General features: G+C 34.1%; 20 protein-coding genes. All 20 read right to left on the bottom strand.

The window, feature by feature from the left end:
- Window positions 1–480: 480 nt before the first annotated feature.
- A complete protein-coding gene (locus tag G603_RS0105255) occupies window positions 481–2397 on the bottom strand; it encodes a fibronectin type III domain-containing protein (protein ID WP_026669541.1) in 1917 nt (638 codons plus the stop codon).
- 349 nt (window positions 2398–2746) lie between these two features.
- The gene (gene rfbF, locus G603_RS0105250) at window positions 2747–3514 is read right to left on the bottom strand and encodes a glucose-1-phosphate cytidylyltransferase (protein WP_026669540.1); all 768 of its coding nucleotides are present in this window, start codon (window positions 3512–3514) and stop codon (window positions 2747–2749) included.
- Window positions 3515–3554: 40 nt separating this feature from the next.
- Window positions 3555–4487, bottom strand: coding sequence for a glycosyltransferase family 2 protein (locus G603_RS0105245; protein ID WP_026669539.1), 933 nt, complete (start codon window positions 4485–4487; stop codon window positions 3555–3557).
- Between the two features lie 6 nt (window positions 4488–4493).
- Entirely contained in the window at window positions 4494–5408 is a 915-nt protein-coding gene (locus tag G603_RS0105240) for an NAD-dependent epimerase/dehydratase family protein (RefSeq protein WP_026669538.1), read from the bottom strand.
- Window positions 5409–5456: 48 nt separating this feature from the next.
- Window positions 5457–7196 carry a thiamine pyrophosphate-binding protein gene (locus G603_RS0105235; RefSeq protein ID WP_026669537.1) on the bottom strand — a complete coding sequence of 580 codons (1740 nt, stop codon included), beginning with the start codon at window positions 7194–7196 and terminating at the stop codon, window positions 5457–5459.
- 21 nt (window positions 7197–7217) lie between these two features.
- Complete coding sequence (locus tag G603_RS0105230; RefSeq protein WP_155832620.1) at window positions 7218–9179, bottom strand: hypothetical protein; 1962 nt, start codon at window positions 9177–9179, stop codon at window positions 7218–7220.
- Between the two features lie 41 nt (window positions 9180–9220).
- Window positions 9221–10711, bottom strand: coding sequence for a glucosyltransferase domain-containing protein (locus G603_RS0105225; protein WP_242834840.1), 1491 nt, complete (start codon window positions 10709–10711; stop codon window positions 9221–9223).
- A 462-nt stretch (window positions 10712–11173) separates the two neighbouring features.
- Window positions 11174–12232, bottom strand: a complete 1059-nt coding sequence (gene wecB / locus G603_RS19330) for a non-hydrolyzing UDP-N-acetylglucosamine 2-epimerase (protein ID WP_330367540.1) — start codon at window positions 12230–12232, stop codon at window positions 11174–11176.
- A 73-nt stretch (window positions 12233–12305) separates the two neighbouring features.
- On the bottom strand, window positions 12306–13925 hold the full coding sequence (locus G603_RS0105215; protein ID WP_026669534.1) for an AAA family ATPase: 1620 nt from the start codon (window positions 13923–13925) through the stop codon (window positions 12306–12308).
- Window positions 13926–13998: 73 nt separating this feature from the next.
- The gene (locus tag G603_RS21335; protein ID WP_051207495.1) at window positions 13999–16173 is read right to left on the bottom strand and encodes a DUF1919 domain-containing protein; all 2175 of its coding nucleotides are present in this window, start codon (window positions 16171–16173) and stop codon (window positions 13999–14001) included.
- Window positions 16174–16178: 5 nt separating this feature from the next.
- Window positions 16179–17192, bottom strand: coding sequence for a glycosyltransferase family 10 domain-containing protein (locus tag G603_RS19320; RefSeq protein WP_051207494.1), 1014 nt, complete (start codon window positions 17190–17192; stop codon window positions 16179–16181).
- Window positions 17193–17207: 15 nt separating this feature from the next.
- Window positions 17208–18278 (bottom strand): acyltransferase family protein, encoded by a 1071-nt coding sequence (locus G603_RS0105195; protein WP_026669533.1) that lies wholly within the window; start codon window positions 18276–18278, stop codon window positions 17208–17210.
- Window positions 18247–19140, bottom strand: coding sequence for a hypothetical protein (locus G603_RS0105190; RefSeq protein ID WP_026669532.1), 894 nt, complete (start codon window positions 19138–19140; stop codon window positions 18247–18249). Before G603_RS0105190 ends, G603_RS0105195 begins: the two co-directional genes overlap by 32 nt.
- A complete protein-coding gene (locus G603_RS0105185) occupies window positions 19137–20339 on the bottom strand; it encodes a glycosyltransferase family 4 protein (protein WP_026669531.1) in 1203 nt (400 codons plus the stop codon). Before G603_RS0105185 ends, G603_RS0105190 begins: the two co-directional genes overlap by 4 nt.
- A gap of 11 nt (window positions 20340–20350) precedes the next feature.
- Window positions 20351–21622, bottom strand: a complete 1272-nt coding sequence (locus G603_RS19315) for an ABC transporter ATP-binding protein (protein ID WP_035792078.1) — start codon at window positions 21620–21622, stop codon at window positions 20351–20353.
- A gap of 26 nt (window positions 21623–21648) precedes the next feature.
- Window positions 21649–22497, bottom strand: a complete 849-nt coding sequence (locus G603_RS0105175) for an ABC transporter permease (protein WP_026669530.1) — start codon at window positions 22495–22497, stop codon at window positions 21649–21651.
- Window positions 22481–23449: a glycosyltransferase family 2 protein gene (locus G603_RS19310; RefSeq protein ID WP_051207492.1), complete on the bottom strand. Its 969-nt coding sequence runs from the start codon at window positions 23447–23449 to the stop codon at window positions 22481–22483. The genes G603_RS0105175 and G603_RS19310 overlap by 17 nt, the downstream gene beginning before the upstream one ends.
- Window positions 23446–24315 carry a glycosyltransferase gene (locus tag G603_RS0105165; protein WP_026669529.1) on the bottom strand — a complete coding sequence of 290 codons (870 nt, stop codon included), beginning with the start codon at window positions 24313–24315 and terminating at the stop codon, window positions 23446–23448. The genes G603_RS19310 and G603_RS0105165 overlap by 4 nt, the downstream gene beginning before the upstream one ends.
- Window positions 24316–24360: 45 nt before the next feature.
- Window positions 24361–25326 carry a glycosyltransferase gene (locus G603_RS19305; protein ID WP_051207490.1) on the bottom strand — a complete coding sequence of 322 codons (966 nt, stop codon included), beginning with the start codon at window positions 25324–25326 and terminating at the stop codon, window positions 24361–24363.
- Between the two features lie 599 nt (window positions 25327–25925).
- Window positions 25926–26507, bottom strand: a complete 582-nt coding sequence (locus G603_RS23060) for an acyltransferase (RefSeq protein ID WP_155832624.1) — start codon at window positions 26505–26507, stop codon at window positions 25926–25928.
- Window positions 26508–26648 lie beyond the last annotated feature (141 nt).

Here is a 26648-nt window from a genome sequence, read left to right as displayed (position 1 = left end):
AGCTTTTATTGCTATAAATATACCGGTACTCAAAACTGAAATAGTTATCATTAAGACTATATATCGCCTTTTGATATCCTCTTTCTCTCCACAGGGAACTGTTTTCTCAATCAATATAAGTGTACGAAGCGTATTTAGGTACTTACTGACCTTAGATGCATCCTTATGAAAAGTCTCCGCTGTTAACAATCTTATCACTTATGTTCCGAGTAATATCATCTCTATCATCGAATTCCAAAAGATATCGTGGTATTCCGCAAAGAATGCCATATGCTGTAATCTGCTGTTCTCTACTATAATTCGGATAAAACAAGGCTGAAAAATGCCCTACTGACAGGCTCAATTCCTAACCAACCAGTAGGGCTAATAATCAACAGAAATGCTGAATTTTCTGGGCTTTTACGCCTAAATTTTCAATTGAGGTTCAAAACGTACTGGAAGTAAGAATTCTTAATAAACCTCAAATTTGTCTATATCCTCTTACTTCACCTTTACGTTTTGCACTTTACTCCATTTTGAATAAGCTTTATTTCCTTTGGCTGCTTCATAAGTGCGGATTCTAACGTAGTATTTCACGGATTTAAGTTTCTTAATTGTCTTTGATGTTGTGGTTGCCTTGCTTACTGTAACCTTTTTTATATCCTTTTTAAAGTTCTTATTCGGGCTGCATTGTATTTCATATCCGGTAATGTTTTCCTGTTTAGACCAAGTGATCTTTACTGATCCCTTAGCTGCCTTTAAACTAGATATTCTGCAGGATTGCAGATTCTTATCTATTGTCTCAGCGCCGGTCTTGACAGTCTTTACTTCGCTCCAGGAAGAATATGACTTGGATTTACCAGCCTTTTTGTATGTGCGGATTCTTACAAAATACTTCTTGTCTGTGATCAGATTCTTAAGAGTAGCAGAAGTCTTTGCCTTGTTTATAGTAACTGTCTTGGCATTCTTTTTAAATTTCTTATCCTGCGCATATTGCAGCTCGTATCCATCTATTTCGCTTTGCTTATTCCATTTGACTGTTATGGATTTTTTTCCAGTAAGAATATTTGATATAGCAAGTTTTACATCCTTTTCTTCATTATTACCTTCCTCGGGCTTAGGAGGCTCCGATTCCTGCTCTATTGTCACAGTGACGCATTCAGGAGCAGAGATGCCATATTGTCCATTTCCCAGAACTCTATACCATACATAGTATGTCCCGGCGTCTTTGCCCTTAGGTATTTCTGCTTTAAAAGCACCCGCATCAGGTGCCACTGCCTGGCTGCTGCCGATAGCATACTGCATGTTTCCATTCGAAGAAATGCCAGCAGTTACAAGTTCCTGATCCGTACCATTGTAGATAAGGGTCTTTGCAGTAGGTATTTTTGTAATAGTGGGGATCGGCTTGGGAAATTGGATCTTATCATATCCTGGTAATTCTCTTGCTGTATCCGATACGTCAATTGGTTCAAAATCATCTTCACTCCAGCCTATTCCGACTACGGCGTTTTTTACTTTCGAATAAATAGCCTGAATAGCGCCCGTTGCAATAACTGACTTTACATCACTACTTATATCAACTGTTTGAGTATCAAAACCAATATTTCCTAATGCATTTACCGTGGATTTTCCTTTTATAGTAACTAAATGATTCGCAAAGATGCCATCTTCATCCCCATCTGCCCTTACCACAGAGCGGTTTTCTATAGTAACATTATTACCACTTATGCCTCTACAGGGATACGTATCAGTATCCGTATATGTGTCATTAGATTTAGCCGTAGCTGTCACATCGGCATTATTTATAGTTATATTTCCTGAACCAGTAAATATTCCATATGCCTCACTACCCTCACTTGTTTCAGCAGTAGTCACAGCAGTAGTCACAGTAGTAGAATTAATTATGGACAAATCTATGTTATTGGCCTCGATACCAGTAGCAGAATCACTCTTTGCTGTGGCATTTATGGTACAATCCCTAATCTTCATTTCGCATAATTGGCTAGAATATTTACATTTTATAGCACTCACATTTGAACTAACAGTAAGTGATCCGGTTCCACTTATAGTGAAATCTCCGCCAGAAACATCAGCACATATACCATAGTCTCCAGTTACATTAATTCGGTTATCTCCGACTAATACGATATGGAATTCATCGAATCCATCAGCATCTATGCCTACTAGTCCTTCATTATTATCAAAATGAAAATTGGTTAGAGTCAGAGTTCTTGTATCACCATTGTATCTCCAGCCTTCGTTAAGTGGATCATCATAGCTATCATCTATGTCTATCTGGTTCTCACCCATGACGGTAATATACGCCGCATATGCAGTAGTTTTTGCACCTGTCAAAAGCCATACTAACAACGCAAATGCAAATATATATTGTAATAGTTTCACATTCAATTTCTTCATTGTGGATACCTCCATTTTCATGATTTCCAAATGAAAACATAGTACTGAAGCTGATAATGGTATTATATACTATTCACATTTACGAAATATAAAATATATATTAAATATCAGAATTTTCCGCTATACTTTATATTACCATTGGCGTTTATTTTGCTTGGATAACTCTTATTAGTATTTATGGCAATTATTCACAAAAAGAACTTGAAAAAAAAGCTGTTTTCAATATATTTAGAATGCTATAGACAAAAATGAACCAAGCGTTTTATTCTATAAAAACTCGTAAGATGTAAAATATTTTGGTATATAAATATATTTACATTCCATAGTACTGCTCTCATAGTACAAATCATTACCACCTCTTCCAAGGTGCCTTACCGCTCTCCCAAAGCTCTTCAAGCTTCTGCTTTTCACGCTGGGTATCCATGCACTGCCAGAAGCCATCATGTCTGAATCCCATAAGCTGGCCCTCAGCTGCAAGTCTCCTCATGGGTTCCTGCTCAAGGATAGTCTTATCATCATCAAGATACTCAAAAATCTCCGGATTGAAAATCATGAAACCGCCGTTAATAAGCGCCCCATCCATGTCATCCTTCTCTCTGAAAGATCTGACAACACCATTGCTAACATCAAGCACACCTTTCTGCTGAGCAATACTTGCCATTGTAATAGTAGCGATTTTACCGTGACTCTCATGGAATTTCTTAAGAGCATCAAGATCAACATCACACACTCCATCACCATAAGTAAGCATAAAAGGTTCATTTCCAATGTAATCCTGAACTCTCTTTACACGACCACCGGTCATAGTATTAAGTCCGGTATCAACAATAGTAACCTTCCACTTCTCTGAATTATTATTGTGAACCGTCATATTGTTATTGGACAAATCAAAGGTCACATCAGAATTATGTAAAAAGTAGTCTGCAAAATACTCCTTAATAACATACTGTTTATAACCGGAAAGAATAATAAACTCATCATAGCCATAAGAAGCATAATACTTCATGATATGCCAAAGTATCGGCTGTTCGCCAAGCTCAATCATGGGCTTGGGCTTATACTGTGACTCCTCTGATATTCTTGTTCCGTAACCACCTGCTAAAATCGCAACTTTCATTACTTCATAACTCCGTTCAAACACACTATATTTTTTACTATTAAAAATTTATTCGTTCTTCTTCGATAACCAACGGCCTATTCATAATTCTAGCATTAATACTTAAAATATATTCTCCCATTAGTCCTAGAAATACTAAAATAACTGAACCCATAAATAATAGTCCTAAAAGAATAGGCGCTGTTCCCGCATTAAATCTATCCCAATAAACAAGTTTCAAAACAAGATAAACCAATCCCACAATAAAGCTTAAGAATGCCACTCCAAAACCGAGGAATGTTGCAATTCTAAGGCCTATCTTTGTATAAGAAGTGAATGAGAGCATTGCAGCATCATATAGCCTGAAGAAATTATTGCTAGTCTTACCAGCTCTACGCTTCAACTGCTCATATTGTATTTCTTTTCTTCTAAATCCTAATTCTGCAACAATACCTCTAAGAAAAGGTGTCGGATCATTCAGATTCCTGAGCACTTCTATGAAATCCCTATCGTACAAACCAAATCCGGTAAAATGCTCTATCTGCTCAACATCGGAAAACTTTTTGATAGTCTTATAATATACAGACCTCAACCAGTACATCACTTTATTTTCCTGGCTAGTAGTTTTTTGACCTATGACAATCTTGAAGCCATTTTCCCATTCATGAACAAACTTTGGAATCATATCTATTGGATCCTGAAAATCCGCGCATACAAGTATTGTGCAATCACCTGTTGATTGCAAAAGACCATAATACGGCGAATTAAACTGTCCAAAATTCTTTGCGTTGAAGATGGCTTTTATTTTGTTATTTTCTGAAGCCAATTTTCTAAGTATCGGTCTTGTGTTATCAGCAGAATCGTTATCAATAAATATTATCTCATAATCATAATTCGGAAGACTCTTTGAAAACACTTCAATAATAGCCTTTGATAAAGGCTCAACATTTTCTTCCTCGTTATATGTGGGTATAACCACACTTATCTTTTTCATAGAATTTCACACTTTCCTGTTTCTCCTGTACTCAATTACCTCTTTTATGCCATCAGCAAATGATACCCTTGGCGTAAATCCTGTATCAACCAAGAGCTTTTCTACATCAGCATTAAGTGAGACCGGTTTATTATCAGGATCTTCCTGAGCAAATACACATTTCGCAGTATTACCAAACAATGATGCCATCTCTTCAATGTATTCTCTAAGCCTCTTAGATTCCGGATTGGCAACGCAATAAATGCCACTTACGCCTTCACATGTGCCCAATAAATAGAAAATTCTACCTGCATCATGTTCATTAAGATAATTCCACATCTGAGTTGCAGCAGAGAAATTAGCTTCCTCCCCTTTAAGGAACTTATCTATAGAAGTATTTAGCATGGTCCATTCATTATCAAACCTGCCATAAACACTAAAAATGCGTCCCCATACGAATTCCATACCATATTTCTCGCAGAGTCTCTGAGCTAATTTTCCGGCAGCGCATTTAGCTATTCCGTACGGAATCTGTGGGTTTGCTATAGTATCTGCAGAAATAACATCCTCAACGATTCCATATTCTGCCTGAGATCCTGCACCGACAAACCTATGGCATTCCAGACGGTGTGCTAATTCTACTGCTTCAAGCGTAGTCCCAATATTCTTAGACTGAAGAGCCGGATCTTTCCTACCCTGCTGATCCGTATAATTCCACGCAAAATGATAAAACACGTCACATGAAACGCCTAAATCTTCTATATTACCCATATCACCAAGATCACATTCCACAACATGTATCTTATCTGATTTTGGTATACGGTCTATTCTACTGCTATTGTTTCTTACCAAGGCATAAACTTCATCGCCCTGTGAAACAGCTTCCTCTATCAGTGCAACACCAATCATGCTTGTTGCACCGGTTACAACTATTCTTGACATACGTTTTCCTTTGAATAATCATAGGTCTCACACATATAACATGAATATCTACACTTCCTCATAAGTATTGACACTCATATCCATTATTTTATTATACAGAGCCCTATCCAATAACGGCTCCTGATCCTGATTAGGCTTACCAAATTCTAACTTAGGAAAAACATATGTATCCTCTGATATTCTTACATCAACAAAAGCCGGCTGATTATCTTCGAATATGCTTTTAGGGATTTTCTCCACATCCTCCAACGAAGATACTTGACAATATTTTATCCCATAAGCCTTAGCTATAAATTCAAAATTAGGAGAAACAAAGCCACCATCCGGAACTGTCTGAAAATAATTACTATTAAAATACATTTCTTGAAAATGTCTAATCATGCCGAGCGCTTGGTTGTTCATCAAAAAAATCTTCACAGGTAATTTTTCTCTGGCAACCACCATTAGTTCCTGAACATTCATTTGTAATCCACCATCGCCTGTGAAACAGAATACTTTACCACTTTTAGCTATACAGCTGCCAATAGCTGCAGGTAACGCATATCCCATTGCGCCATGTCCACCGGAAAAAAATACTTTCTGATTTGTCTTCAATTCAAACGATTGAGCCACCCAAACCTGATTTTGTCCTACATCTGTTGTTATTGACGTATTATCCGGTATATGCCTGCTTATTGCTTCTATGAGCTTATTGGGTAATCTGTCATCAATACCCAATAGTTCCATTTTAATTTCATCAGCAATCTTAATCCAACCATCGAAACGCTTTTTATAATCGCGAGATTTTAATGCTGATCGAATCTCGGGAATAAGATGTTTTAAATCAGCTGTTACCTGAATCTCATCTTCATGTACGCTATACTCTAACTCTCCGGTATCTATATCCACTCTGATAATCTTAGCGTTAGGTGCAAAGTTTTTCCTCGTTTTACCTACCTGCCTAATATCAAGTCGTGATCCAAATGATATAACCAAATCACTTTTTGCAACCAAAAAATTCGCAACTCTTGATCCATATGCCCCAATAAAACCATAATTATACCTTGAATCCGTAATAGCATCAAAGGCTATCATAGATGTAACAATCGGAGCTCCTATTTCGTTTACAATTTCAGATATATGATCGGTCATATCAGAGGTTTTAACTCCGTTACCAATTAGAATCACAGGCGCCTTGGCATTATCTAAAGCTTCAATTATTTGGTCCACACTATCAGATTTTACTACCTGCTCATCTATTGAAAAACCTTCCAGCTCGTCCTCATTAATCTCTGATCTAAAAATATTCATAGGGATATCTAAAAGAACAGGTCCTCTACGTCCACACATCGCTATATGAAATGCATAGTCTAACTCATATTTTATCTGATTCGCATCTTGAATCTGTTTAGCATATTTTGTCACGCCGGAAACCATTGATACAATATCTGTTTCCTGAAATCCTCTTTGCCGAACACCAAGCTCCCCTTTTAATTCGTTGGAGTTAACCTGTCCGGTAATAAATAAAGTGGGGATAGAGTCAAAATATGCGTCACAAATGCCTGTAATAAGATTAGTCGCTCCTGGACCACTTGTAGCATATGCAACTCCAACATTTCCACTTTCCTGGGCATATCCGCATGCCGCAAAAGCAGCACCTTGCTCATGATATGAAACATGTGCCTCTATTCTATCGGCGCGCTTACTAAATGACTCCATCAGATGCGTGACCATGCCTCCCGGATAGCCAAAAACATCCTTTATACCTTTCTCTATGAGATAATCAACTATATAATCTGAAACTTTCAAAACCTTTTCCTTCAACTTTTATTACTTTGCAAACATTGACAAGCTAAGTAAAAACGACATCACTATTCCAATTAACAAACAAATAAAATACTCTTCTCTTCTAAAGGCTGCTTTAATATCACCATTATCATCCGATAGACACTCCCAAAAGTGATAGGCATAAAAATAATAAAGCAAAATGTATATAGAAATGAAATATCTCCACTCTATATTCATTATCATTTCCGGAAGAACTAACGACGCAAACAATGTGTATGAAATAAGCTTTTCATTCTCATTGAGTCTTTTTGTTCTAAAGAATATAAACAGTGCACTAATCAGAATATAATAATTCATTAGTGAAAACAACAATCCCGACGTCTTACGCCATTCGATACGATCTGGATATGTGACATTCGTCTTTATATCAAATGTCAAGAACATTTTTTTTGCAAGATAAATGAGACTTTCAATCGGGCTATGTAAGTAAACCCCAAATATCTGCTCTAAAGATAAATATTCTTCAGAAGTGTAAAGAGCGCTCTCCATAGAAGCCTGCTGTGCATCAGATATCTCGAATGGGTATGTTGTATATGATTTACCTAGTGATATATTCATACCCAATTCCATTAACGTCTGCTCCTCAGTATATATACTATTATAGGGAAAAAAACCAAAATGCCCTTTTTCCCTATTCACATCAAACTGAGGAATAGAAATCAACACAAAGCTGCTCATTGCAATAAAAATTGCCAAACAAACTTTATAATTTATTTTAATAATACGCTTTATAAGCATGGATATAAAAAATACAACCAGCAATGCAGCCCAGCCATATTTGTATGCCATTCTCAAATTACATGATACTGCCACAAAAATGCCAAAAAATACCGAATAAATAAGCTTTTTTTCTCTATAACAGCGTAGTAACATCCAAATCCCGGAAAAGAAAGCTGATACTGCAAATAAATCAACTAATACCGCTGTGAGCATTCCATTCCAGAAGACAATAAAAATCAGTAGCGAACTGATTGCATTTAATAAGGTCGCCTTTCTTCCAACCAACGTAAAATATATTCCCGGAAGGACCATAAAAAATAGCCATGCAGCCGAAGCTGAAGTAAACACAAAGTATATATAAACAGGATCTATTCCAAGTATAGTAGCCACTTTATTTGAAATAGTAGGAGCAAAATTACACAGGTAGCCTCTAAATGTTGCCGTCTGTGCTGCCACTTTTGCAGGATTCCACGCACCGTCCTTAAACAAATCAATAACCCAATAATAAATTTGATCGCCAAATTCAAGAAAATTTATGATACCATTTTTATATTGCACGATATCATAGACGTAAATGGCAAGCATCGAAATAATAAAATGTCTAACACCGACTTCTCTTCCTAATAGCTTACTATTCACAATCCCATGACTTACTACTGGAAGAACAAAAAAAACAGCTTCACATACTACCAAAAAGAAGAATAGATATATTCCCACATAAATAAGAATAGGAAGTTTTTCTTCTCCAAATGGGTATATTTTCCTATATTGACCATCATTTATTATCAAATTGGATAAATCTATTCTTTTTTCTTTATCATCTTTAAGAATTGCTAAATTTCCAGAATCGCTATTTGCTTTGACTGCCATGAAAGCATTCATCTTCATAGCAGATTTAATACTTATATGATTTTCTGAATCACCTTTAAGAACTACTGATTTGTTACCATACTCGTCTTCAATAATCTCACACCCAGCACTGTCTGCTTCTTTTTCAATTCTGCTAAACAAATCATTAGGCTCATCTGAATCTACAATATATATGTCACCTACAGGATTTTCAGTATCTCCATATGATATTTCCACTTTTTCTTTTGGCAGAAAACTTTTGGCAATAGTTCTAACATAAGTTCCTAATAGTGAAGTAACAATTAAAGACAACGCCAACTTTAGAATTATATTTTTCCAAAAATCAATATTTTTTTTATTTATTTCATTAACCACAACGTTTATTAACCCCTTCATACTTTTGTATCATATTACTCTTAGTCTATCATCTTACCTATCTTTGCTATTATATAATCATTATGAACGACAATACTCCCTTCAGCAGGCCACTCTGGCATTTCATTCGCTATATCAGTTGCTTCTAATACCTGATCCATACTGGCAGCCAAATAATTAATTCCATACATCCCGAAATAATCATGCGTAAACATTGATCCCCAGTAATATGTAGGAGTTAAAGTACCATTTTGATTCATCATAGGTTCAAGCATGTAGCTATAATTGTGTTCTGTATCAACACATAATTCATTTAAATCAAAATTCACATCCATTATTCCTATAAATGCGATTGGAAGATTTTTTCCAGATTCTGTCAATTTTTTATCCAAATCATAGCTTAATTTAGTTGCGGTAAAATACGAATTTGTTGCAACCATATCATATGTATAAAGCATCCGAGTCACACTAGTCAAAGAAGAATACAAAGCAACCGCTCCACATAAGATACAAATTATTTCTTTGTATTTAAAAAGGAGGTTTCCATCATTGATAAAAATGTGGTTTGCCAAGTACATGAATAGAAAAGCTATACTTATCGGCAATGCCAATTGAGCACGCACAGCAGGCGTAAAACCAACCACGATTCCCAGTATAAATGATGAGAAAACAAGGCCTACAAGCAGTATCAAATCAATTAAATAACCCTTATATACTTTACCCACTCCTACATGGATACAAGAGGTAATAAAACTATAGCAAAATACTAGTAGAACAAATATTACTATTACCGACAATGCAAAACTATATAATGCGCCTTTTCCTGTAAAACAGCGCTCTATGTAATCAAGCTTCAGTGTTTCCCAAATAGCTAATGCCGGTCTGTTTCCCCATGCAATTTGATTTGTAAGATATGTTGATGTGACTGTGATTTTAATGATTAATTCATAAATTGCAAAGTCTACCAAAAATACCACGATATGGCGAAAAACATCTTTACCCAGACCCATCCATGTGCGTGCACGCTTTTCATCCAATAGATATAAACCAATACACGAAGTGATATATACATTGAGCATCGCTTGATAAACTCCAAATGCCAATACTGCTAATCCTATACTCAACGCATATGTAATTCCTGATGGAATTATCAAATCATCTACTGACCACAACAAAAATAATGCTACGCCTACCAAAAATACTCCAAACACTATCTCAAATGACTGGAATTGAAAATAGAACTGCTCTGACCATGCCGTATGCACAAAAAAAAGCATTGCAAACAGAACAATTACTAATTCGTTTTGTTCTTTTTTTGTAATATATTCTACAAAATAAGAATAAAACATTACCGTCAAAGTCATAGCCATGAATAACATGACTCCTGTGTAATACACATTATATCTGCACGTTCTAAAAACGTACCTTAACAGAACAAGACCATATCTTCCGATATCATACCAATTGTATGTGGTCTCGTAATTTCTTGTCAGGACTCCTAAGTCTTGGTAAAAATATGTGGAGAAAATCATTTTCCCATAACATATAAAAAGCAAACTCATGACACCTATTGCAGCAAATCTGTTTCTTCTAAAAAAAGTAAAAAAAGAAGTGCGCTCCATTCCGTATTATCCCTCCTTAATCAAATCTTAAATAATTATATATCAAAAGGTCTTAATGCTATCACTAATACTATATGCAACACACAAAATGCAGCAAATATGTATCTAAATTCACAAAAAAATATCAGCTCTTGTATATCAGTAAACAAATCCAAATACTTACCTTTATTATCTACCAAATAGTACTGATTGCTTAAGAAAAACAGACATCATAAAAATCACTTGAAAAAAGCTATAAGTTACAACTTCATCATTAACATTATGAAAAGCATTCCTGAGAAGGCGTGCACTCTACAAGGGCTTAATTTATATTTAACAAATAAAAATCCTTTAGAATTCTGAAGTTTTCCCAACCTGCACTCCTCCACACAACTATATTACAATATTGCTAAGTTCTTGAACTATCCTCTCACTCGCATGTCCATCACCATATGGATTAACAGCCTTCGCCATCTTCTGGTAGCACTCCACTTCATCAAGAAGCATCTTCGCTTCCTGGTATATAGCATCTTCCTCTACACCTATAACCTTAACAGTACCTGCTTCAACAGCCTCAGGTCTCTCTGTTTCTGTTCTAAGTACTAATACAGGCTTGCCAAAATGAGGAGCTTCCTCCTGAAGACCATCCGAATCCGTCATAACCATATAGCTTCGAGCAAGTAATTTATGCATATCGAGAACGTCTACCGGATCGATCAAAAGCACATTATCTATATTACTAAGAATACCAAATACTACATCTCTAACTGCAGGGTTAAGGTGGACCGGATAAATGAAAACCACATCTGGATACTCATTTGCCATACGCTTCACCGCATTGCAAATATTTCGTAGCGGTTCTCCCATATTCACTCTCCTATGAGCAGTAAGCGTTATTATTCTGCGATTAGTAAAATCAACAGAATTAAGACTGTTATCTTTAAACTCATAATTATCCTTTACTGTATATTTAAATGCATCAATAACAGTATTACCGGTTACAACCACATTCTCAGTTATACCTTCATCTGCAAGGTTCTTCTCGTTCATCTGTGTCGGAGCAAAATAATATGTACTGATTCTGTCTGTAAGAAGCCTATTCATCTCCTCAGGAAATGGAGAATAAATATCTCCAGTACGTAACCCCGGCTCAACATGGCCAACCGGAATCTGTTGATAAAACGCAGCAAGCGCTGCTGCATAGGAGGTAGTAGTATCTCCATGCACCAGCACTACATCAGGTTTTTCTTCAATTAATATTGGTTCCAGCCCCTCCATAACAGAAGTTGTTATAGTCGTTAGCGTCTGACGATCTTTCATTATATTTAGATCATAGTCAGCACCCACACTAAATGCATCCATTACCTGATCAAGCATCTGCCGATGTTGACCGGTCAAGCATACCTTGCAATTTATTTCTTTATGTTTTTTAATTCCTAAACCAACGGGCACATCTTTATAGCCTCTGGTCGGGTTCCAAATACAACAAATACTTTCACTAATTATTCCTTCCAAGCAAAAATCATCATTGATTGCCAACTATCACATCCTCAATCTTGCAAGTATGTTTTTTATTCATTTTATCGTAACTTATCCCCACAAAAACAACTCGCTTCGTTTCAATTATCTCTGCAACCTTGCCTGTAAACCGTTGAATATACTTCTTCTCTTTAATCTGATTTATAGCCGATTCGGCAGTATCATCCACCTTTAATTCCAAAATAATCCCCGGCTCTCCATCTCTTTTGGGATAGAAAATGAAATCAACAAATCCTTTTCCACTTTTATCCTCTCGGTGAACATCATATCGGTCTCTTGCTGCTAAATAAGCCAAATTAACAATTACTGACAAATCCGACTCATTATTATATCGAATTATCGGAGCTTCAGAATCATGAAAGCATTCCAAAATTGACGCAATTTCATCTTCCCTTCCCAGTAATGTTGCTTCCAATACCTTTTCGGATTCTCTCGCCAGTCTGTAAACATAGCCCAGTGACGCTTCTCTTGAGATCATATCTGCAAACTGTCCCATTAGTTCCTTATTAGGAATCATTACGAACCCATCGGAATAACTCAAAAATCCATAAACTACCATCGCAGACAAAATCTCATCTCTTGTCTTAAGGTTCATTGAAGTAGCTGCATATTCCTTCGCTTCACATCTGACTTTTTCACCTGAAATCATGAGCGCAAGATCGTCCTTCACTCCATCGATGTTGTTACGAATATAATAGAAAATCTCGTCGTAAGGTCCTGCGTTTGTCCAGTAATTACCTAAATTATTGTTTGTTAATGCAGCTATGACAGATCTGGGATTGTATACTCTTTCTCCAAGAAATGTATGATATCCATCATACCAATCACCCAAATCTTCAATGGTAATTCTAGGATTTAATTCATCTCTGGAATAAATACTAAATAAAGCATCTACTTCATCTTGTAGAAAACCAAAATACTTTCCAAAACGCTCTTCCTTCGCCATGGTATATTCAAGAAACATATTCAATTCTGAACCACTTGAATACTTAGCAATCGGCAAAATCCCTGTCATATAAGCCATTGCAACGTATGCTTGATCTTTCAACAAATTTTTTAAGAAAAGCAGGTACCTTGCTCTATCAGCCTCGCTTATGAAACTCATATGAAAAACAGCATCCCACTCATCCAAGACAAAAACAAACTGTATTCCCTTGCTGTCAAAAACCTTTTTTAAATCATCAAAAACCGTGCTGTCTTCTCTGAAATCAATATCCCGGAACACTTCTCGTAAATCATTAGCTAATCTTTTTTTAATAGCCGAAATATACTCATCATAATTCTTGCACAAATCATCAATTTTGCTAAAATCAATGCTTATAACATGATAAGAATTAATATGATCTTGATATTTTGTCCCCTTAGAAACTTCGCATCCGTCAAACAGTTCCCTTGATTCAGCGCTCTTTGAAAAATAAGCAGCTATCATATTTGCTGCTACCGTCTTACCAAATCGTCTAGGTCTTGTAACACAAATATAAGTCTCCGTTGTGCCCAATCTATCAACTAATTCTGTGATTATCCCTGTTTTATCAATAAACCACTTACTGAATCGGATCCTTTTATATAGCTCATATGAATCTGCTGAATCAAGATATATTCCCATATTTATGTTTCCCCATTAAATTCATTTCAAACAATCATCAGTATTCATACTTTTTACAAATATACTGCCTATGTCATTTTCCATTGAACCATCCTACAATGTCGAACTGTTCATATACTCTTTTCACTGGATATTTTTCATTTTCAAATGCTGACAACACCCCAACTTTGTCCTCATTTTCATATCCTTTTATGTAAAATGCTGACTTTATCTCAGGATGAGGAACATGTGTAAATACAACCTTATGCTCCAGTGGAAGTCTATCAAAATCTTCTAAATCTTTCTGCGTACAACCTGATCTATCTGTAAACACAAAAAACAAATTATCCCAATTTATTCTCTTTGCCCTACGCTTCCATGCAAGCGCTGCCTCTGACTCATCTAAATAGTGCATAAAATATATTTTCACATCACGCAAATATGCAGTCGGATAGCTAACATCCCCATAAATAGGATCTCTTTCTTTTACAAATCTTAGTTCCTCGCTCATATAGGCTTTAAGATCAGAACACATTTTCACATAATCGTCAGCTTTTATGAACAAATTTACAAATGGAGAATTAAATGGCACTCCCAAATCCTTACATATAACACCACCATTGCAATTAGAAGATATTATTGATATATCCTTATTTTTCAACGATTTTCTCAAGTTGAATATATGCGCCGCTCTGATACAATCCACTATGTAGCATTTAAAAACAAACAAACATTTTCTTATCGGTTTATAGATTTTAAATAATGGAGCAAATAATTCTAAAGCCTTAGTTTTTAAATATTCATAAGAATTACTTCCCGAAAGATTATATCGTCGTTTCTTTATTAAATATAAGTTAATCCGCTCATTATAATCATATCTAAATTTGCGGGGAATAGCATTATATTTTCTGACAAAACCATTTAATAATCTTACGTCTTTTTTATCTTTTTTTTCACCCCTTATCGTCTTCATTTCAATTAGTCTGTTGATTGAAATAAATTTCATTTCATTAAAATAAAAGTAATTATCTGGTATATAAAGCATATCCTTAGGGCTAATATTATAATATTTTAATTGACTGACATGATTATCTACATCATCTAGTCCAATAATATCGTCTTCCAATTTATCAATTCTGCTATCACTAATTGAATAATCTGATAAATAATCCACATCTCTCGCTTGTCTTAATCCACATACCTCAAGAACACTACTTGAATCTATGATAAAGCGTTGACTGTCATATCCTTTATCTTTAATTACTTCCTTGATTCTGTTAAGCTTCATAAAGACATTGCTGTATTTATATGGTTCAGCAAAGTTCATAAACTGTACTGAATTCTTATTAAATAATAATTCAGTCATCATTTCAGTTTCATTTTTATTATCAGAAATATGTATTGAATGATTACCTATTTTAAAGAGATCTCGAATTCGACTTTTTAATTTTAATACGCTTTCTAAATCATCCGCACAGAATAAAAAAGTATGAACCGCCCTATTTTTAACAAAGCACTTTCTTGCTTTAGCATTTACTCCATTAAAGTGATCTTCTATAGTACCAACCCATGTTTGATTACCATATATTTGAGCCATAAAATTGCAAATTCCACGATACGTCAAATATACATCTTGTTCATACACAATCCCCCCCACATCCTTAATTAGTCCTTTTACATCTTGTATTCTTTTTTTATTTGCAATAGGCCAAACGCATGCCAGATAGCAATTTGAAGATATATGAGCATATGTATTTGCCATGGCCCCTAAACTAACTTCACTCATCAACCTTCTTTTGAAAAAGTCATAATCAAAGTGTCTTACTAAATTAGGGAATCTGATTATAGAGACATTCTTATTATAATAAGCTGCAACAGCAACTCTATGTGCTCCATCAAGTAAAACGTCATTTTTGCCAACAGGAATTAATGATTTATTCTCATCAAAACCATTTTTTCTAATGTCTTCTATTAGCTCATCCATTTTTTGTATATATATTTGGAGTGAATTCTTTTTTTCTGATCCTGGCTCAATAAATCTTCCATAAGTAAATGCATTTATGTTATCTTTATAAATTTTATTCGCCCATGCCATATCTATCCCTTTTTCACGAGCATCAATATATATCCATTTTGCCATCAGATCAAATCGTTCTATTGACAACAATTGCCTTGCCGGAATAGAAACCACCTCATATTCCTGCGTTATATCTATATGATTCTCTCGAATAAAATAATCTGTGAGTTTATTTAAATAACTTCTATCCATAATTTTCAGTTATTTCTCCAATTAATTAGCCCTTTTGCCAGTTGCAGTAATTTCCTAAGTGCCCATCCATTTTTATCAGTATTCCTCTTCATAATTCCTGCTTGAGCCATCTTATTTACCCATATTGCAGTTTGCCCATGCGGCCTCCTATACGCTTCCTTTATGGGTTGGTCAAAAATATTTATTAGAAATGCTTCTAATTCATCAATACTCTTTTCCATACTATTTTGATTAATCAAAGCCCTTTGTGAAACCATCTCATTATAGAGCTCATCATCTTGGTCAATTTTTTTTACGACTTCTATTCCTTCATCTATCGATGAATAATCCATCAGATTTACAAATGCTTTAGGATTAAACTCTTTTGTCACATCTGGATCCCCCCAATAAATGGGGATTCCTCCAGCCGCAAATGCTTCAACTAATTTCTCTGTAGTATACCCTCTATATGATGTATTTTCTACAGCAAGCGAAAACTTGTAGTTCTCTTGAAACGCTCGTTTATCACATACACCTCCGTCACACCCAACGTTATTTCTATAACGACCTCCAGAATCTACCTTCTTATAATTTGACAATTTATCAAAAATAACATCTCGTGTTTCATCACCACTACCATTTGAACATACCCAACAACAAAACTTTTCTCTATCATGATGCCTATCTTTATGTCTTCTCATTAAAAGATTTATGTCATCCTGATATTTCAGATTCATAACATAATTGGGCACTCTAACATATCGATCATCAAATTTAAGTTCATCGAACCCAATGAAATAATCAAACAACGTAAAATCTGGAGCCACTGCCTCTGCAGTATAAAATATACGAATTCCTGTTGCATCAATAAAATCATCGTTATACAGACTACATATTGAATAATCAGCACTTCTTCTATCACATATTTTCAAATCATAATGTTTAGATAAAATTTTAAATATAAGATTCTGCTCTACATCAAAACCTTTCCAAAAACCGACAAATGCAATTTTTTTCAATTCTTTCATTTTATATTCCATATCTCTGCTTTTCTTTTATGATTCTTTTATAATCGTATTAAGCAACCTATCAAGTATAATCGGTACATATAAAGACAACGGAAAAGCAACAATTAATACTATGAAGCTACTATCACTTACATAGCCTAATTTTTTTCCGCGTACAATATAATTAACAAACATATGCATTCCTAAGATAGGTAATGTATTCTGTCCAAGTAAAATCAGTATTTTTCCAAATCCAGTACCATCCAAAATGCTAGCAGCCAAGAATACAACCATTATTCCAATATTAGCACATAAATAAAACAGAAAATAACTTGGACTAAATGTATTACTTCTGACATCTATCGATATATGGAAGAACTTCTGAAATACAAACAAAAGAAAGCACAAAAACAAGCACAACTGAGATGCTCTACATTTATTATACTGCACAAAATTTGCATGCGTTCTGACCCAATACCCCTCTACCAAAAATAAACCTTCTCCAAGAACAACATTAATTGGGTTGCAAAACCCCCATTCAAGTGGTATTGTTCCCACTTGCCAATTCAACACAGCTAATAAAACAGCTACAATAATTGCACATCTCAAGCCATATTTCTTAATAATCATAATATATAGTATTACTATTGGAATCTGAACAATCAAATACCATAGCTGACCTATTCCTGGAAACAATGCATTCATCTTGAATATTGATATAGCTGCGCTAACATATGCCCTGCCAGTAATACAATCTTTGTCATACAACGCATATGCGATATTTGCTACTGCCAGCCCTATGATTCCCCATTTCACATACGATAAATAATACCTTAGGAACACTTTTTTCAGTCCCTTTTGTATGTTAAGAACAATACCGGATATAAAGAAAAATACCGGAACATGAAAAAGCTTTAAAATACCAATTATATTAGAATACTCCCAGCAAACATGCGAAAAAACAATACAAACTATCGCTATTCCTCTTGCTATGTCAATGCTTTTTATTCTTCCATCAGTATTCTGTTGTTTAAGAGTTGATTGCTCATTATAAAGATCATTCCCAGCTACACGCGTGTTCTCTTTTTCATACGTTTTCTCTCCTGTAAAATGATTCATCATCAACCCCATAAGTTCCCAAATTAATAAAGTCAGACTTCATATTGTTTGAAGCCATTAGATACGCAACTACAGAACCCGAAGTTCTTGATGCCAACATATAGTGACATTTAGATAGCAAGAAAATATTAGAAAAGTATTTTTCCCATTGCACTAATATGGGATCTGAACTTTTTAACAAATGATTTCTTAAATATCCAGAATCATAATCAGATACTTGATTATTATCAACTTGATAAACTCTATGTCCAAATGTTTTTTTAAATAAATCTGCTATATTTTTATCTTCTGTAACTAAAAAAATATCATCAATATTAAACTCATTAAGCTTTTCTTTTGTTCGTTGAATCATATACTCTTTTGTAGGTTGAACTGGATGTAATTGTGGACGTAATTTAATATAATCAGTTCCTCTACACAAAACACCTAATGTATTATTCAATTTTATCTTCGATTCTATTTGCTCCAAATTCCCATTAAATCGTGTTTGTATTGCAGAAGAATATGCAATATTTTTCAAAAAGAACTCGCGCCAAAAATCAATTAAACATTCATTTGTCAAAAAATCCATCGACAATTTTGGTCTAAATGTATCCACTCCGGAAATTATAATAGAGTTATTTTCTATTTCACTATTAAGCGAATATCCACTTGGCTGAACAAAGAAATATTCCCACAAATTTTGATCTGTAGTTTTTGATTTATATGATATGTCAACAATAGGAATCAGCTCATTGCTATATGCATAATTCATCCCGCCCAGAGCCGTTAATATATGTGAACAAAGACCCAAATTATCATCATTTCGCCGAATAATACAATATTTAAATGTTTTTTTTGATGTTTTTCTAAATAAGTTCAATAAGGCACATCCTTTTTTGAATTAAGAATACTTTGTATTCGCTCATGAATAATATCAACTGTATTATAATAACTAAATCTCTTTAAATAATCTTGTTGTATTCGCTCGTAATTACCCTCATTATAAATATCTAAATCTATTGCTCTCTGCATAGCTCTATATAATGCTTCCAAATCACCACTAGGAATAATTTCTCCATCATTTAAATCCTGGATCAAATCATCCTTTGGAGCTACAGTATCCGACAATATTATGTAACATCCATTGTACTTTGCCTCCAAAAATACGATTCCAAAGCTTTCTCCTTTACTTGGCATAATAAAAATTTTTGCTCTTCTATATAAATCATACAATACTCGTTTATCAGTAATACACTCTGCGAATTTAATTCTATCAATAATTCCTGGGCACTCTGTATAAACCTCATTTAATGCTGGAATTAGTGAATTATCAACCCTTCCAACAAGTAGTAAATCCCAGTCGCAGTTTGTATATATCCTCCCAAACGCTCTTAATAGTATGTCTGCGCCTTTATATTCACTTAAATTAGCTGCAATCATGAACACATTTCTTTTTTGATCCCAATTGTGATTCAACGAATTCAACTCAAAGCATCCACATGGTAGATATACGACTTTTTCACCAAACACTTTATTTAACGATTCAATAAATTTTGTGGATTCACAACTTACTATATCACTATACTTAATAATATCTTGAATTCGGCTTCTTATTCTCCAATCCCTGCATCCGTTATTAAAAATATCGATGAGCCACTTATGAGTCTTGTCCCCCAAATCCATTTTTAAATAGATAATACCTTCCGGATTACATTTCTTGTATAATCTTGCATATATTCCAACAAATTCATCATGAATATGATAAAGCTGTAAAACATCTATTTTTTTCGAATTATTCACAAGAAAACTACAACAACTAAAAAAATCTAGGTAGTTTACGCCTATAAGCTTTTTAAAAAAAAAATTTAACAGCTTACCAGGTTTTCTTATTCTACTTATTCGCCAATGTATAAGCCCTTCCGTCGCCTCAAGCGAAGGATATTCATCTAAATTTCCAAACGTAGCAATATATGACTTATACCCAAATTTTTTATGTAGGATAAATGGAATCAAGCCAACATCCTTCGTTATATGTATATCTTTCCCTATTGGAAAAAAAGTCACAAATACTTTTTCCATAAAAGCATCTCCTACTGCTGTATCTCTAGTTTTGGTAACACGACATGCCCATATGATCCATGCCCCCATTCAAAACCATGATTAAAACCCTTCCTAGTCTTTATTACAAAATGCACTTTGCCCTTAACAGAATCATATCTGATATGTGCTGCTTGATCGTTAAACTTCCATACTATTAAATCCGCATAATATTTTCCAGGTGCAATAGTAGAGATATCTGCACTTAAATGAACCGTCTTTTCCTCATCTTTACTAATATCAATTAGTCCATCAGTATAAATAGTAGTAACTGGCGTATTGTCCATATAAAATAATGTCATTCGAATACTAACTCCAGTTACATCAATATAACTTTTAAGCTTTATTGCGCAATTTAATTTACTGCCAAAGGTATATACTGGTGAACCTTCATCTTCAAACTCAAAGCTTTGCATTACAACCTGACAATTTTCTTGAGCAGTTCTCTTTATCGATGTAAAATCATATTTAGTTTCAGAAATATCAACCGTTCCCATGTAATAAGCTATCGCTTCGTCAACATCTCCATTAAAGACTATTTTACCTTTTTCCAACACTATGCATCTGCTACATAAATTTCTTATAGTGGCCATATTATGACTCACATATAATATTGTTTTCCCATCACTATTTGCGGCATCTCCCATTTTTCCAAGACATTTCTCTTGAAATTTCATATCTCCCACAGCCAATACTTCATCCATTATCATTATTTCAGCATCAAGATGCGCAGCGACAGCAAATGCTAGTTTTACATACATTCCACTCGAAAATCTTTTTACTGGTGTATCAATGAATTGTCTGCATTCTGAAAAATCTATTATTTCTTCTATCTTGGAATCAATCTCTGACTTTGTCATCCCAAGAATCGCTCCATTCATATAGATATTCTCACGCCCTGTAAGTTCAGGATGAAATCCAGTACCTACTTCAAGCATACTTGCTATTCTTCCTTTCATCTTGATGCTGCCTTCTGTTGGCGCAGTCACTCTACAAAGAAGTTTCAGTAATGTTGATTTTCCAGCACCATTGGCACCTATTATTCCTAACGCTTCCCCTTTATGTACTTCTAAATTAATTCCGTCCAATGCATAAAAAGAGTCTCCAAACTTAGATGAATCTGTTCCAATCTGTGTATTAGGATCCTCTTTACCACGTTTTCTTGCCCACCAACTCTGAAGATCAGCAGTTAATGTTCCTCCTCCTATTGTACCAAGATGATATTGTTTTTTTATATTTTCTATTTTAATAACTGTTTCAGACATAAATATATCCTTGTATTCCTATCGTATCAAACTGTATCCATAAAAGTCTTTTCGACTCTATTAAAAAGCAGCACCCCAACAAAAAACACTATTATAGTGACAAGTAAACTGACCAACCAATAGCCCACTTCAAAACTCCCTATTCCAAGCAATGCATATTTATAGTTTTGTACAACCGCCGACATAGGATTAGCCAAAATAATCGTCTTAAGCGTTTCAGGGACATCTGATATCGGATACACTACCGGTGTTAAATACATCCATAAACTAAGCCCAAATGAAACTAAGATTACCAAATCTCTATATTTAGTAGTGAGGGAGGAAACTATTATCCCAACCCCCAGCCCTAAAACTGCTGTTTGAACCATCAAAATAGGTATAATAACAATATATGGTGATATAGTCATCTGAAAACCTTTACCCCAATATATTATTATAGTTATTATTGACATCATAAATACTACTAACATATTAATAGCCGCAAAAATAACTGCAGATATAGGCATAGTCAGCCTAGGGAAATATACTTTACCCATGATGCCCGCATTGGCTGTAAAAGTTGAAGAAGTTGCCGAAACACAGGTTGAAAAATAATTCCAAAGTGTATAACCAACAAGATAAAACAAAAAATATGGTACTCCATCAGAAGATATACCCGCTATATTACCAAAAATAAGAGTTGATATAAATGAAGTAACTAGAGGATTTATTATAAACCACATTGGTCCTAAAATAGTTTGTTTATATTGAGCATTAAAGTTACGCTTTACTAATAAAAAGACCAAATCCCTATATTTATATACCTCATCAAGATTTAATTCATACCATTTTCGTTCAGGTGTTATAACAACATCCCATCTATTTGCTTCTTGCATTAACTAATCTCCTGTAAATACTACTTTTCATCATTCTAAAAAAAACATCCATCTTTTCTGTAATGAAATATACTTTAGGACAAACCACAAAAATTGAATATCTTAATGGAACTCTAATTCCCTCTTTTCTTAACTCCTCTATATTAGTACGAAATAGAGCTTTATCACATTCATTTCTGCTATATTTCTTATACATAGTTATATTATAAAAACAGAATCTTTCAATCGATATTTTTTCCGCCTCCTGCAATTGTAATCCTATAAAAAAATAAATACGATCTTTTAATGCTTCTAATGCGCAATCAACATTTGCCTGATTTAAAGTATCAATTATTGATCCTGCCCGTTTCCTATAAAAATATAATGGTTCATAAATAGATACTATCTTTCTACATTTATGTATCAATCTATGAAATACGTATTCATCTTCATGTAACTTACCTAATGGATACTTAATATCGTCAAATAGTTCTCTTCTATATAATTTATTCCATGCGTATACTGAAACTGTCCCCTCACCTCTAAGAGCACCCATTTGACTCGTAATATCATATTTAATAACATTAGTATCTATTTTCCTAGCACAAAAATCTTTATCATCTCTTAGAAAACTGCACGAAACAATATCTGCATCCTCCTTAATCATAATGTTTTCCATAATTTGATACATCTGAGGATGGACTAGATCATCGCCATCAACGAAAGCTAATATCTCCCCTTTTGCTCTCTCAATTCCATAATTTCTTGCATCAGATAATCCTCCATTTGTTTTATGGAATACTCTTACTATATCCATGCTTCTATATTGATCGCATATGACTCCGCTTTTATCCGTCGAGCCATCATCCACAAGAATTATCTCTACATCATCATATGTTTGTCTAAGTAATGACTGTATGCAATCATCTATGTAATTTTCTATATTATAAACAGGAACTATAATGCTAATCATACTTTTTCACAATAATCTGATAATAAAATATGGTACTTACTCTCTAATTCATGTATACACTTATCATTTCTATCTTGTCCAATATTTGTCATAAATAATGCATTCTCAGAAAATGCTGCTTCCTCTATTGGAATATAATCTTTTCCCTTAGTACATACTACTTTAACATCATTCAGAAGTGCCATAAACTTAACCCATACATCATCAACATTGTAACAGCACTCATATATAGTATTTTTATCATCATAATACTTCGAGAATATGTGCGGAGGAAAAAGTGTTCCTGCTCCTATTGTTGAAAATAAATCATCCCTAGGAACATTATGATATCCATTTACACTTCCCCATTTACTATATTTCTTTAGCCTACCTTCATCGTCAACCAGCATCCGACTAGCACGCTTTGTCGATAAGCAATGAGGATATTTTCTATATGATTTCATGAGCTTTAAAACATGATTCCTCTCGTAAACCAAATCATCATCCGCCGTAATGATTATGTCATTTGGATATTCCTGAAGCGCATAATAAATTTTCTTATGTGAACCCAAATTCTCATCCTTATAAATAATTTTCAAGCCATACTTAGTTAATTCCGTTACTTGTTTAGGCAATGTCACGTTTATTGAATCATTTCCCAAATACAACAATACCATATCTGGTTTAAAAGTCTGATTTAGCAGACTTGCTATAGCAATATGTAATGTCTCAAACCTCTCAGGATAACTTGTTAACGAAATTATTATTTGGGGATGCAATCTCTGCTTTATTCCAGACTTGCTTATCGGAATATTCCTATACCTCCATAAAACAATACTGTTTATTTTACTTCTAATTTTACCCACTAATATATTTACAATAGTCAACTAAAACCTCCAGAATAAAAAAATACGAATAAATTACATTTATAGTCACCTTTCATTTAGCACTTCAATAATATGTTTTAAAGTTTTTAAGAATCCATTTTCCTTAAGATATGCCCATCTACGTTTTAAATCACCTCTCCAATAAAAATTATTCTTATAATAATTCTCATAAGCTTTTTCTGATATTTTAGAATTTTCAACAATATATGGAAGATCTATATCTTTATCTGATTCAATCATACCGACATTTATCATATCATTATTCTTTCCACAACTCTCCCCACTTCCATCAGCACCAATATTGCTTGAAAATCCATCTTTGCTATATAACACTAAACCATTGTTTTTACATATTGCTACAAAAAAGAAAATCGCCCAAGATTTAAGCGATCCATTGTTATTTGCAAGAACCTGCTCCCACATCCCTTTATATGATCCATTATAATTAATATGATTTATCTCCCTTTTAGATGTATTGCATACTAATTTATTCACATCATCATCAAAAAGTCTCCATCTATCTTCCCATGTCGCCCATCCCCAACAGTTAAACCAAGGAAGAAAATAATAATCATCTAGTTTAGCCTTATTAACAGGAGGCGTATATGAAGATATCGCCATCACTTTCTTTTCATTAGTATATAAATCTAGTGCTCTATTCATATACTCTAAGAAACGCTTACCCACAACGATATCATCTTCCACAACTATAACGCTCCCTTTCACATTAATAACTGATGATATCCCATCTATGATATTCCTTTTCATACCATAATTTTTTTCTCTGAATATATAATGAATTTTCTTAAATCCCGTTACATTCGAAAGATATTCTCTAACATCATTGACTTTATCCTCATCACTTATTGATTTAGCACCATCAGAAAAAATATACAATTCACTTTCAGAAGCCAATTTGTTGTTTAATAAGCTACGAATAGCATTTTCAACATGATTCTTTCTGTTATATGAAAAAAATACAATTGGGGCTAGATCTTTCTTCTCATTCATACTCTTAATAATTTACCTTTCATTAAATCAGTCATATATCCAGATCAACATAACCTCTAAATAAGGATTACCTTATCATAATACCACATTCATGATCTGACTCTCCCCATAAATCATTATGTGTGTTGCATGATTCGCATTATTAGTCCGACAAATCAAAGGATAGACTTCTCATGAACACATAAAAACTGTCTGCCCAAACTGGAAAAAATGACAATTCTTCTCAAAAATCACTCCGAAAACATTCTTATCGTAAAAAAATGGTGTAACCAAAACAACTACACCATCCACGCTTATAAGTCCTAAAACACATTTATAAAGAAACTGCTCTATATAATTCAGGTTATCCAAAAATAGTTCCTATTATGCATACTTCAGTAGCCAAAATTCCGCTTCTTACTCCACAAGCTTTTACAATTCAAGCATGTTATCTGGGGTACTTCTGCCAGTCTAAAAACATTGATAATCTCAGAATGCTCAATTCTTAACAATTGCAGCAATACTTCACCATTGTAAGAAAGAACTTTGTTCTCTCGAATCCTCCAAAATCAACAAAGCATATGAATTAATTACTCATGAGTATTCTGATGATTATATTACTATTTTTCTGGTTCGAGCCTTTTTATTACAGTTGCCGGATTACCTCCAACAATTGTCCAAGCTTCGACATCTGCTACCACAACACTTCCAGCTTGAACTATTGCCCCTTCTCCAATGGTAACTCCTTTTAAAATTTTACATCCTGTCCCAATCCAGACTTTGTCACATATTTTTATTGGTGCTGATCGTACAACCTCCCAATCCTTATTTGCGCATGGATCTCCATACTTTAAGTAGTTTTTATACTCATTTTGAGTGTCTGCTTTTCTTTCGTTCCAATATATTGAATGCGAATTGTGATCATAGACCAACGTATCCCACGCAATTATTACATCATTGCCAATTTCAACGCCATTAATCGAAATAATCGTGCCATTTATCAAACAATTATCGCCTATTGCAACATACCCTGTATCTTTTTCAAATATTATTCTTGCATCAATAATACCCTCATTTCCTATTTTTACATACTTTTTCCCTATTGTTGGATTCCTTAAATCTATTCTAAATGCATTTCCATATCTAGTATTAGCACTCAATTCAGAAAAAGGAGCAATGGCTTTGATATGTCTCTTTAACATGTATTTTTTTAGACTATTTAACATGATTCCCCCTTGTAATTCAAATCTGTTCTATCGACATGCTTGATGCTGGATCATTTACTTTCCTTATTATCATGATAATAGCATAATTAAAGCACCCAAAGCCACAATCCATTCTGT

It is taken from the genome of Butyrivibrio sp. AE3006, from assembly GCF_000424165.1.
GTDB lineage: Bacteria > Bacillota > Clostridia > Lachnospirales > Lachnospiraceae > Butyrivibrio.
This window is presented reverse-complemented; position numbering and strand designations above follow the sequence as displayed.

What these genes read in the sequence shown, in the direction of transcription:
- G603_RS0105225 (WP_242834840.1), bottom strand. Translation starts at nt 10,711, where the DNA reads ATGATTTTCTCCACATATTTTTACCAAGACTTAGGAGTCCTGACAAGA.
- G603_RS0105255 (WP_026669541.1), bottom strand. Translation starts at nt 2,397, where the DNA reads ATGAAGAAATTGAATGTGAAACTATTACAATATATATTTGCATTTGCG.
- rfbF (WP_026669540.1), bottom strand. Translation starts at nt 3,514, where the DNA reads ATGAAAGTTGCGATTTTAGCAGGTGGTTACGGAACAAGAATATCAGAG.
- G603_RS21335 (WP_051207495.1), bottom strand. Translation starts at nt 16,173, where the DNA reads ATGGATAGAAGTTATTTAAATAAACTCACAGATTATTTTATTCGAGAG.
- G603_RS0105195 (WP_026669533.1), bottom strand. Translation starts at nt 18,278, where the DNA reads ATGAATCATTTTACAGGAGAGAAAACGTATGAAAAAGAGAACACGCGT.
- G603_RS19320 (WP_051207494.1), bottom strand. Translation starts at nt 17,192, where the DNA reads ATGGAATATAAAATGAAAGAATTGAAAAAAATTGCATTTGTCGGTTTT.
- G603_RS0105175 (WP_026669530.1), bottom strand. Translation starts at nt 22,497, where the DNA reads ATGCAAGAAGCAAATAGATGGGATGTTGTTATAACACCTGAACGAAAA.
- G603_RS19315 (WP_035792078.1), bottom strand. Translation starts at nt 21,622, where the DNA reads ATGTCTGAAACAGTTATTAAAATAGAAAATATAAAAAAACAATATCAT.
- G603_RS19310 (WP_051207492.1), bottom strand. Translation starts at nt 23,449, where the DNA reads ATGATTAGCATTATAGTTCCTGTTTATAATATAGAAAATTACATAGAT.
- G603_RS0105245 (WP_026669539.1), bottom strand. Translation starts at nt 4,487, where the DNA reads ATGAAAAAGATAAGTGTGGTTATACCCACATATAACGAGGAAGAAAAT.
- G603_RS0105185 (WP_026669531.1), bottom strand. Translation starts at nt 20,339, where the DNA reads ATGGAAAAAGTATTTGTGACTTTTTTTCCAATAGGGAAAGATATACAT.
- G603_RS0105215 (WP_026669534.1), bottom strand. Translation starts at nt 13,925, where the DNA reads ATGGGAATATATCTTGATTCAGCAGATTCATATGAGCTATATAAAAGG.
- G603_RS0105240 (WP_026669538.1), bottom strand. Translation starts at nt 5,408, where the DNA reads ATGTCAAGAATAGTTGTAACCGGTGCAACAAGCATGATTGGTGTTGCA.
- G603_RS19305 (WP_051207490.1), bottom strand. Translation starts at nt 25,326, where the DNA reads ATGAATGAGAAGAAAGATCTAGCCCCAATTGTATTTTTTTCATATAAC.
- G603_RS23060 (WP_155832624.1), bottom strand. Translation starts at nt 26,507, where the DNA reads ATGTTAAAGAGACATATCAAAGCCATTGCTCCTTTTTCTGAATTGAGT.